Source organism: Jatrophihabitans lederbergiae, assembly GCF_031845305.1.
GTDB classification, from domain to species: Bacteria; Actinomycetota; Actinomycetes; order Mycobacteriales; family Jatrophihabitantaceae; genus Jatrophihabitans_A; species Jatrophihabitans_A lederbergiae.
In genome coordinates this window covers 1-9,698 of record NZ_JAVREH010000086.1, presented here as the reverse complement: position 1 = coordinate 9,698, position 9,698 = coordinate 1, and the positions used below count along the sequence as shown (strand labels likewise).

At 65.8% G+C, this 9,698-nt stretch carries 8 protein-coding genes, 1 tRNA gene and 1 pseudogene; 7 read left to right on the top strand and 3 right to left on the bottom strand.

The annotated features are described in order from the left end of the window. Together RM423_RS23385 and RM423_RS23380 are read left to right on the top strand one after the other, a co-directional pair. A pseudogene (locus tag RM423_RS23385) lies at positions 1-102 on the top strand (IS982 family transposase); the annotation flags it as partial. A gap of 76 nt (positions 103-178) precedes the next feature. Further along, positions 179-1,129, top strand: a complete 951-nt coding sequence (locus tag RM423_RS23380; protein WP_311425452.1) for an aldo/keto reductase — start codon at positions 179-181, stop codon at positions 1,127-1,129. 249 nt (positions 1,130-1,378) lie between these two features. Here the strand turns inward: RM423_RS23380 and aceE are convergent, their stop codons facing one another. Continuing rightward, positions 1,379-4,129, bottom strand: a complete 2,751-nt coding sequence (aceE, locus tag RM423_RS23375; RefSeq protein WP_396327843.1) for a pyruvate dehydrogenase (acetyl-transferring), homodimeric type — start codon at positions 4,127-4,129, stop codon at positions 1,379-1,381. A gap of 162 nt (positions 4,130-4,291) precedes the next feature. Between aceE and RM423_RS23370 the strand changes: the two genes are divergently transcribed. Both RM423_RS23370 and RM423_RS23365 read left to right on the top strand, forming a co-directional pair. Continuing rightward, the gene (locus tag RM423_RS23370; protein ID WP_311425451.1) at positions 4,292-4,750 is read left to right on the top strand and encodes a DUF3052 domain-containing protein; all 459 of its coding nucleotides are present in this window, start codon (positions 4,292-4,294) and stop codon (positions 4,748-4,750) included. After that, a complete protein-coding gene (locus RM423_RS23365; protein ID WP_311425450.1) occupies positions 4,747-5,244 on the top strand; it encodes a peroxiredoxin in 498 nt (165 codons plus the stop codon). Before RM423_RS23370 ends, RM423_RS23365 begins: the two co-directional genes overlap by 4 nt. An 80-nt stretch (positions 5,245-5,324) precedes the next feature. Here the strand turns inward: RM423_RS23365 and RM423_RS23360 are convergent, their stop codons facing one another. Next, positions 5,325-6,179, bottom strand: coding sequence for an SURF1 family protein (locus tag RM423_RS23360; RefSeq protein WP_311425449.1), 855 nt, complete (start codon positions 6,177-6,179; stop codon positions 5,325-5,327). Between the two features lie 119 nt (positions 6,180-6,298). Here RM423_RS23360 and RM423_RS23355 point away from each other — a divergent pair. Continuing rightward, positions 6,299-6,370, top strand: a tRNA-Val gene (locus tag RM423_RS23355). Between the two features lie 245 nt (positions 6,371-6,615). On the opposite strand, the gene RM423_RS23350 is transcribed toward RM423_RS23355, so the two are convergent. Beyond that, positions 6,616-6,762: a helix-turn-helix domain-containing protein gene (locus RM423_RS23350; protein WP_311425448.1), complete on the bottom strand. Its 147-nt coding sequence runs from the start codon at positions 6,760-6,762 to the stop codon at positions 6,616-6,618. Positions 6,763-7,062: 300 nt separating this feature from the next. Between RM423_RS23350 and RM423_RS23345 the strand changes: the two genes are divergently transcribed. Together RM423_RS23345 and RM423_RS23340 are read left to right on the top strand one after the other, a co-directional pair. After that, on the top strand, positions 7,063-7,671 hold the full coding sequence (locus RM423_RS23345; protein ID WP_311425447.1) for a type IV toxin-antitoxin system AbiEi family antitoxin domain-containing protein: 609 nt from the start codon (positions 7,063-7,065) through the stop codon (positions 7,669-7,671). Beyond that, complete coding sequence (locus RM423_RS23340; RefSeq protein ID WP_311425446.1) at positions 7,566-8,597, top strand: nucleotidyl transferase AbiEii/AbiGii toxin family protein; 1,032 nt, start codon at positions 7,566-7,568, stop codon at positions 8,595-8,597. The genes RM423_RS23345 and RM423_RS23340 overlap by 106 nt, the downstream gene beginning before the upstream one ends. The last annotated feature ends 1,101 nt before the right edge of the window (positions 8,598-9,698 follow it).

The window sequence follows — 9,698 nt, the reverse complement described above, 5'->3', positions numbered from 1 at the left end:
ACCCGCGTCGCCGCCCGACTACTCGCCATGGCCGCCGCGATCTGGCACAACTGGAAAACCGACGCCCCAGTCAAACGCTCACTGATCGCCTACGACCACTAAACGCCAAACGGACTCACTCATCTAGCCTGGGGTAAGCCGAAGAACAATCGGCGATTACCAGCAGAACGGGGTTTTCATGGACAGGATTCGACTGGGCGAGCTCGAGGTTTCCCGCCAGGGCCTGGGTTGCATGGGCATGAGTGAGTGGTACGGCGCGGGCGACTGGGACACCTCGATCGCGACGATTCACCGGGCGATCGAGCTCGGCGTCACGTTCATCGACACCGCCGACGTGTACGGCGCCGGCCATAACGAGGTACTTGTCGGGCGGGCGCTGCACGACCGTCGCGACCAGGTCCAGCTGGCGACCAAGTTCGGAATCGACCGCTCCGGCGGGGACGACGCCCGCAAGATCCGCGGCGAGGCAGGCTATGTCAAGCGCTCGTGCGAGTCGTCCCTGCTGCGTTTGGGTGTCGACACCATCGACCTCTATTACCTGCACCGGCCGCCGCAGACCGCCGAGATCGAAGAGACGGTCGGCGCGATGGCCGAGCTGGTCGCCGAGGGCAAGGTCCGCTACCTGGGATTGTCCGAGGTGGACGAGTCGCTGCTGCGCCGGGCGTACGCCGTGCATCCGATCACCGCGGTGCAGAGTGAGTACTCGCTGTGGACCAGAGACGCCGAGGCGCTCACGCCGGCGATGGCTGAGCTGGGCGTCGGGCTCGTTCCGTACTCGCCGCTCGGGCGCGGGTTCCTCACCGGCACGGTCGATCTCACCAAGCTGGACGACAAGGACTTCCGCGGCGCCAACCCACGGTTCAAGGGCGAGGCCGGCGAGGCCAACCAGGCGATCGTGCGGGCGGTGCAGCAGGTGGCCGAGCGGCGGGGTGTGACCGCGTCCCAGGTGGCGCTGGCCTGGGTGTACGCACAGGCCGACCGGCTGGGAGTTCCGCTGGTACCGATCCCCGGCACCAAGCGGATCAAGTGGCTGGAGCAGAACGTCGCGGCGCTGGACGTACGGCTCACCGACGAGGACCTGTCCGAGCTGAACCGGCTCGGCGAGCAGGTCGTAGGCGCCCGCTACTAGGCGCTTCTGTTCGGAGCGGGATTCCGACGCCGGGGTCGGTGGGGAGTGACGAAGGGACCTCCCGAATGCGCCAGCTGGCCACGTACGCAACAGCCACGGCTACGCCGTCTTCTTCATCAACCGGTCGCCCGAGGCCCAGCGCGCAGGCACGGTCACCCACCTCAGCGAGCCAGCCAGCGTACGAACGGGAACCGGGCTCCAGCCGCAGATGGCTGGAGCCCGGGTTCGCCGTGGTAGCTGACCCGTCGCTCAGGCGGCGCCGTCCGTGGAACCGGCATCCGCCGCGGCGACGTCGAGCAACTTGTACTTCTCCAGCGCCTCACGCGGCGCGTCCGGCTTCACCTCGCCACGCTTGGCCAGCTGCGCGAGGACGCTGACCACGACGGACTCGGCGTCGATGTGGAAGAACCGGCGAGCCGCGCCACGGGTGTCGGCGAAACCGAAGCCGTCGGCACCCAGCGAACTCCACTCGCCGGGCACCCACTGCGCGATCTGATCCGGCACCGCGCGCATATAGTCCGACACGGCGATGAACGGCCCCGCCGCGCCGGCAAGCTTCGAGGTCACGTACGGGGTGGCGGGCTCGGCGTCAGGATTGAGGAAGTTGTGCTCGTCGGCGGCGAGCGCGTCCCGGCGAAGCTCGTTCCACGAGGTCACCGACCACACATCGACGTCCACGCCCCAGTCCTGGCGGAGGAGTTCCTGGGCACGCAGTGCCCACGGCACCCCGACACCGGACGCGAGCACCTGGGCACGCGGCCGTCCCGTGTCACCGAGAGCCGAGGACACCTTGTGGATACCCCGCAGGATGCCCTCGGCGTCGACGTTCGCCGGCTCGGCAGGCTGCGAGATCGGCTCGTTGTAGATGGTGAAGTAGAAGAACACGTTCTCGCCGTGCGGGTGCTCGTCCGTGGCACCGTACATCCGGCTCAGGCCCGACTCGACGATGTGCGCGATCTCGTACGCGTACGCCGGGTCGTAGGCCACCACGGCCGGGTTCGTCGAGGCGATCAGCAGCGAGTGACCGTCGGCGTGCTGCAGACCCTCACCGGTCAGCGTGGTCCGGCCGGCCGTCGCGCCGAGGACGAAGCCCCGGCCGAGCTGGTCGGCGAACTGCCAGAACTGGTCGCCGGTCCGCTGGAACCCGAACATCGAGTAGAAGATGTAGAACGGGATCATCGGCTCGCCGTGCGTCGAGTACGCGGTACCGGCGGCGATCAGGGAGGCCGTCGAACCCGCTTCGCTGATGCCCTCGTGCAGGATCTGGCCCTGCGTCGACTCCTTGTAGGACAGCAGCATGTCGCGGTCGACCGCGTCGTACTCCTGGCCGTGCGGGGAGTAGATCTTCGCCGTCGGGAAGATCGCGTCCAGGCCGAAGGTACGGGCCTCGTCCGGAATGATCGGCACGAATCGCTTGCCGATCTCCTTGTCGCGCATGAGGTCCTTGAACAGCCGGACCATGACCTGGGTGGTGGCGATCTGCTGCTTGCCGGAGCCCTTCTTGAGGTCGGCGTACGCGCTCGTGCTGGAGTCGGGCAGGACCAGCGGCTTCGCGCGGTTGATCCGCTTGGGAATCGAGCCGCCGAGGGCCTCGCGGCGCTCCTTCATGTAACTGATCTCGTCGGACTTCTCGCCGGGGTGGAAGTACGGCGGCAGGTCCGCCTCAAGCGCCTCGTCGGTGATCGGCAGGTGCAGCCGGTCCCGGAAGGCCTTGAGGTCGGCCTTGTTCAGCTTCTTCATCTGGTGCGTGGCGTTGCGGCCCTCGAAGCTCTCCAGCGTCCAGCCCTTGATGGTGTGGGCCAGGATGACCGTCGGCTGGCCGACGTGCGCGCGGGCAGAGGCAAAGGCCGCGTACACCTTGCGGTAGTCGTGGCCGCCGCGGCTGAGTCGTCGCAACTCCTCATCAGGAAGGTCCTCGACCATCTTGCGCAGTCGCGGGTCGCCGCCGAAGAAGTTGTCGCGGATGTAGGCCCCGGACTCGACCGTGTACGTCTGGAACTGCCCGTCAGGCGTGGTGTTCATCTTGTTCACCAGCACGCCGTCGCGGTCCTGGGCGAGCAGCGGGTCCCAGTCGCGGCCCCAGATCACCTTGATGACGTTCCAGCCGGCGCCCCGGAAGTAGGACTCCAGCTCCTGGATGATCTTGCCGTTACCGCGGACCGGGCCGTCCAGGCGCTGCAGGTTGCAGTTGATCACGAAGGTGAGGTTGTCGAGCTCCTCGCGCGCGGCCACTCCGATCGCGCCGAGCGACTCGACTTCGTCCATCTCGCCGTCGCCGAGGAAGGCCCAGACGTGGGACTGGGACGTGTCGGCGATGCCGCGCGCCTGCAGGTAGCGATTGAAGCGGGCCTGGTAGATCGCGCCGATCGGACCGAGGCCCATCGAGACGGTGGGAAATTCCCAGAAGTCGGGCATCAACCGGGGATGGGGGTAGGAGGACAGCCCGTTGGGTGCCTTGGACTTCTCCTGCCGGAAGCCGTCCAGTTGCGCTTGAGTGAGCCGGCCCTCCAGGAAGGCGCGGGCGTAGATGCCCGGCGCCGCGTGGCCCTGGAAGTACACCTGGTCACCCGTGCCGCTGGCCAGGTCCTTGCCGCGGAAGAAGTGGTTGAAGCCCACCTCGTACAGCGACGCGGCGGAGGCGTAGGTGGCGATGTGCCCCCCGACCCCGAGGTGCTTGTTGGCCCGGCTGACCATGATCGCGGCGTTCCATCGGATGTAGGCGCGGATCCGGCGCTCAATGTCCTCGTCGCCCGGGAACCACGGCTCACGCTCGGGCGGGATCGAGTTGATGTAGTCGGTGCTGCGCAGCGCGGGGACGCCGACCTGGCGTTCCCGCGCCCGCTCCAGCAATTTCAGGAGCAGGAACCGGGCGCGCTGGCGCCCGTCATGGTCTACCGCAGCGTCGAACGATTCGATCCATTCGCGGGTCTCGCCGGGATCGATATCGGGCAGCTGGCTCGGCAATCCGTCAGTAATGATGCTGTAGCGATCACGAGTCACGCCACTAGTGTCCTCCTTCGCGGACTTCCCGGTGACAACAGATGTTTACCGGTCAGTAGACCCGCGCGCTTGCATCGTCGCCGGAGTGTGGTTATCTACCTGAGCACGGTGACCTGCGGTGAGGAAGCGCCTCATCTCTTTCACACCCATCGGAGGCTGGCAGTGAGCACCACCCCCGGAACCGGGGAAAATACGACCGCTTTGGTAGACCGTCTCGGCATCGAGCACGGAATGGTCGTGCAGGAGTTGGGCTACGACGACGATGTCGACCACGATCTGCGCGACGCGATCGAAAGCCGCCTCGACGACGACATGGTCGACGAGGACTCGGACGACGTTGTAGACGTGGTCCTGCTGTGGTTCCGAGAGGACGACGGCGATCTGGTGGACACCCTGGTGGATGCGATCGCTCCGCTGGCCGACAACGGTGTGGTGTGGCTGCTGACGCCCAAGCGCGGGCGCGACGGCTACGTCGAACCCTCCGATATCTCTGAGGCCGCGCCGACGGCTGGGCTGTCCCAGACGTCGCTGCTGCCGCTGGCCGCCGACTGGACGGGCGCCCGGCTGGTCAGCAGGCGCGCCAAGGCCGGCGCCGAGCGGGGCAAGGGTGAGCGTCGATGACCGAGGTTCCGGGGCTCACCGGGCTCGAGGTCGGCACCGAGGCCCCCGACTTCTCGCTGAAGGACCAGAACAACGAGGTCCACACGCTCTCGTCGTTCCGTGGCTCCAAGGCGGTGCTCCTGGTCTTCTACCCGTGGGCGTTCACCAATATCTGCACCGGTGAGCTGGCGCAGCTGCGGGAGAAGATCGACCAGTTCTCCAATGACGCCGTGCAGGTGCTGTCCCTCAGCATCGACTCCTCATTCGCGCACAAGATTTTCGCGCAGCGAGACCACCTGAACTTCCCGCTGCTCGCCGACTTCTGGCCGCACGGCCAGGTTGCCCAGGCGTACGGCGTCTTCAACTCCGACGCGGGCGTGGCTAACCGCGGAACCTTTCTGGTCGACAAGGACGGTGTCATCCGCTTCGCCGAGGTCAACGAGATCGGCGTGGGCCGGGATCCGCAGCGCTGGCTGGACGCGATCGCGGAGCTGACGACCGGGGTTGCCAGCTAGCGCTGGGGCTCCGATCTTGCCGGCTCCGATCTTGCCGGCTCCGATCTTGCCGGCGCCGATCTTGCCGGCTGGCGCGGGCCTCAGATCTTGCCGGCCAGCCGGTCATCGAGTGAGGTCTTGCGGCTGCTCCGGGCGCTTCTGACGGGCGTGTCGCTGGGGTCGTGGGCAGGGGCGCTCTCGTCGTCGTCTTCCCGGCGGTTCTCAGCCGCGGCCATGATGAATGGCGCCGCCAGGGCCAGCAGCGCGAACAGGTACCACTGGAAGATGTAGGCAAGGTGCTGCGGTTCCTCCGCGCCACCGGCCGGGTTCGACAGGTCGGGGTTCGGGATTACAGTCAGCCCGGTGGTGCCCGGCTGGTTGTCCAGCAATTCGGCGTAGGCGTTCCAGACCGGGGCACCGATGTGGCGTGCCTGCCGAGACGGGTCGACGGTGTCCACCTGGCTGCCCGGCAGGGTGCCGAACCGGTCCGGCTTGACGTCGGATGGTTCCAGCCGGGCGGTGACCGTGACGGTGCCCGTCGGCGCCGCCGGGACCGTGGGGGAGGTCGCGGCGGCGGCTGTCTGCTTGACGAAGCCCCGGGCCACCAGCAGCACCCCGGACTTCGTCTGAAGGGGCGTCAGGACGACGTAGCCGATGTCGTCGTTGATGGTCTGGCCGCGCAGCAGGGTCTGGTCGGCAGCTAGGTAGGTGCCGGTGGCGGTGACGTGCCGGAACTGCTGCAGGTGGCCGTTCGAGGTCGGCTTGCTGGCGGTGCCCAGGACGGCGGTGACGTCCTGCGGATGGTCGCGGTCGTCGACGCGCAGGTGGTGATTGGCGGAGTGCTTCTCTTGGTACCGGAAGATCTGCCAGGTGCCGGCCAGCGAGCACCCCAGTGCCAGCACGATCATGCTCGCGAACAGGCCCAGGTAGCGGGGGGATCGCAGCGTCGCCAGCACCCTTCGAGGTTACTTCGGCCGGCTGTGAGCGGTGCCGGTACCCTTGGACGGTTGCGGTCGGGCGGTCTGCCGGCTCGGTCGCTTTCCCGTGGCCCGGCTTGTGCCTGGCTGCGGGGACGGGGCGCTTAGCTCAGCGGTAGAGCACTCGGTTTACACCCGAGCGGTCGGGGGTTCGAATCCCTCAGCGCCCACCCATCGTAGGGCCCAAATTTGCTGGGCCACCGGCCGGAACGGTTGTCAGGAAAGCAAGATCAACAGCCGTCTAGTCCGCAAAAGTCTGCACGAGCGTGCCTAGCTGTGTTTCTGGCTAGGTAGACACTTGAGCCCGTCACCGGACAGCCCACGGATGCGCTGGGCTCGCGCTCGATGAATCCGCAGACGCGTTAGAGCTCGGTTTGGTCTCCGTTCCGTCCGACCGAAGTCGAGCCAACGAGAGTCAGCTTTGGGACTTGAGGAAGCGTTGAAGCTGCGCGACGCTGACTCGGCGTGATCTGCCGATCGTGACCGACTCCAAGGCGCCGGAGTTGATCAGCTCGTAGACCTTGGTGCGGCTAATGCTGAGGTACTTACCGGCGTCGGTCATATTGAGGAGCTGCTGGGTCGGTGGGAACGTGGCGATATCCCGACGGGGCGCAGCGCTTGGGATCGCATGACCGTTGCCGAATCAAGCCAGGCTTGGGTGTGAGGCGAGTGCCTGAGCTGTGCCCGCACTTGCGCCTCAGCGTCACGTGCGGTCTCCGCCTGGACGACCACATCGAGCGTGCGCAGCTGACTCACCAGACATTGAATCTCGGCATGCCGCCCTCCTTCTTCGTATGAGCCGATGACCCGGTACCGAAGGAAAGTGTAGACACATGATGTTGGTATGTATACGATTGCCTGCATGGCAAGGCTAGATGCGCTGTCAGCAGGAGTCATCCCCGCTGACCTGCCGGCGACGTTCTCGTACACCGAGGCGCGGGCGGGGGGGCTCTCGGAACGGCGACTGTACGCGTTGCGGGATGCTGGCGTTATCGAGCAACTCGGGCGCGGCTTGTACCAGCGGGCGGACACGTCGGGCGCCGCGGATTCAGACTTGATCGAGATCGCCCATCGCGCCCCCCAGGCGACGCTGTGCCTCACGACCGCGTTGGCTCGCCACGGGCTCACGGATGCGATCCCGTCGAGTATCGACGTCGCTTTGCCGCGCGGTGCCCGCCACCCGCACACCCAGGCGCCGGTCACCTGGCACACCTTCGCCACCGATACGTTCACGATCGGCCGCGACGAGTTGACGTTGACCGCGGCCTCTGCGATCGGCTTGTACAGCCCAGAGCGGTGCATCATCGACGCATTCCGACTGCGTCATCTCGAAGGTCCCGAGGTCGCGGTCGAGGCGTTGCGCCGGTGGCTGCGCCGAAGGGGAGCACACCCGGCGATGCTGCTGAAGATGGCACGGGCATTTCCGAAGGCCGAGCCCGCGCTACGTTCGACGCTGGAGATCCTGCTGTGACCGCCGCTGGCCGGCGACCCACCCGCGCCACCGTCGAGGGCCGGGCCTACCTCGATTTGCGGAGCCTGGCTCATGGTCAGCATCGTCCAACCGATGAACTTCACCAGCTCTACGCCCTCGAAGGCTTCCTCGCACGGCTCGCTGGATCCCCGCATGCTGAGCAGTTGGTGCTCAAGGGCGGCATGCTGCTTGCCGCATACGACGGACGCCGTCCGACCCGTGACGTCGACATGCAAGCCCGCACGCTGACGGGTGAACGTGACGCTGTGCTCGATCTCGTCCGCAGCATCGTTGCTGTCGCTATGGATGATGGGCTCGTCTTCGACGCCGACTCTGCTACGGCGGAGATTATTCGCGATGAGGATGAATACAGCGGAGTGCGGGTAAACCTGACAGCGACCTTGGCCAGCGCAAAGCTCAGCCTGCACGTCGATGTCAATATCGGCGACCCGATCTGGCCAGCGCCACGCACCGTGGATCTCCCGCGGCTGCTTGGCGGGACGATCAGCTTGGTCGGGTATCCACTGCCGATGGTCTACGCGGAGAAGATCGTCACCGCGCTGCAACGCGGCACAATCAACACTCGATGGCGAGATTTCGCCGACCTTTACACCCTGACCGGCCGGCAGCCGGTCAATGGCGTCGATGTTCAGCGCGCACTCGCCGAAGTCGCTGCCTACCGCCAGGTGGAACTGTCACCACTCGCGGACGCGCTCGACGGATACGCCGCACTGGCGCAGGCTCGATGGCTTGTCTGGCGTCGTAAGCAACAGCTTGACGATCGGTTGCCGTCGTCGTTTCTCGATGTGCTCGGACCGGTCATCGCCTTCGCTGATGGTGCACTGACCGGTCAGGTCACGCAGGCCCAGTGGGACCCCGCGATGCGAAGATGGAACGCATCCTTCGATGACCAGGCTAAGGGGTGAGTGGACCGCGGTTAGTCCGCAGAAAGTCCGCAGAAGGTCCGCAAGACGTCCAACAGTAGCGGGTTCAGTCATCGCCAACCAACGCATGAAGCCCAGCAAATACAAGGCCTAGATGCACTTGAAAGCCGATTTCTGGGATCTTCAAAATGGCCCAAACTCGTACTGGCAGTGTGGGGGTCAGGGGTTCGAACCCCTCAGCTCCACCAATTTCTTACAACATCTGGTGTCTCCTAGCTCGTTTAGCGCTATATGTTGTTTTCGGGGTCCGGTCATTCGTCAGTTTTCCTGTGGGACTGGAGCGAAACTGGAGGATTGAATCTCCGGCCTCCAAGTGGGGTCACGATCGCGCTCCACAAATCGAGGTGAAGTAGTCTCGGGCCGAGCGGGTGTGCCCGTCCCTCATCTTCGGCGGCATCGGCAGCGTTGCCTGCATGGCTGCATCCTCCGGTCTAGTCACAGCTACCCAGTGATTCTGCGGCGCCCACGAGGCATCCAACGATCCAAGACGAGGGCTACTAGCCCCGCTAATGAGGCAGTGCGTGGCGACCCTGACGATCCCCGTGTCGCGACGAGCTTCCCCTCGAACCGGATCGTATTGAGTTCGCGAGTCGTCCCGGCCGGCATCAGCCAAGTCGGCCTGACCCAACCGGAGCACCAGTTCCCAAGTCAGCGGGTCCAACGCGAAAACCTCTGACGGCAGGGCATCCAGCGCGCACTCCTCCGGCTGGTGTCGATGCGAACGCGCCAGGCCAACCTCGAGGGAACGGGGTGAGATTAGCCTGTGACGCCTCCTGAAAGAGGCACTGCGGATGCGGGTGGATCGGGCTCATCGTTGGTGAGGTGCGGCAAGAGGAAGGACTCGACACAGCACCCCGCCGACGGCAGAGTCCGCAATCGCTGGGGTCGATGTTGTTCGAAGTGAGGCAACGCTTCTATCGGCACCTCGCCGGTGCCGAGGCGACTGTCTTGCTGCTTGTCGACGGCGCTCCAAAGCTGGTCGGTTCCGGCGCTTGAAAAGTGAGCGGTTGTGGGCAGTCTAGGTCTCGGTTTGGTCGGTGGTGGTGCGGATGCTGGGGAGGCTGTCGATGCCTCGTCCGCGGA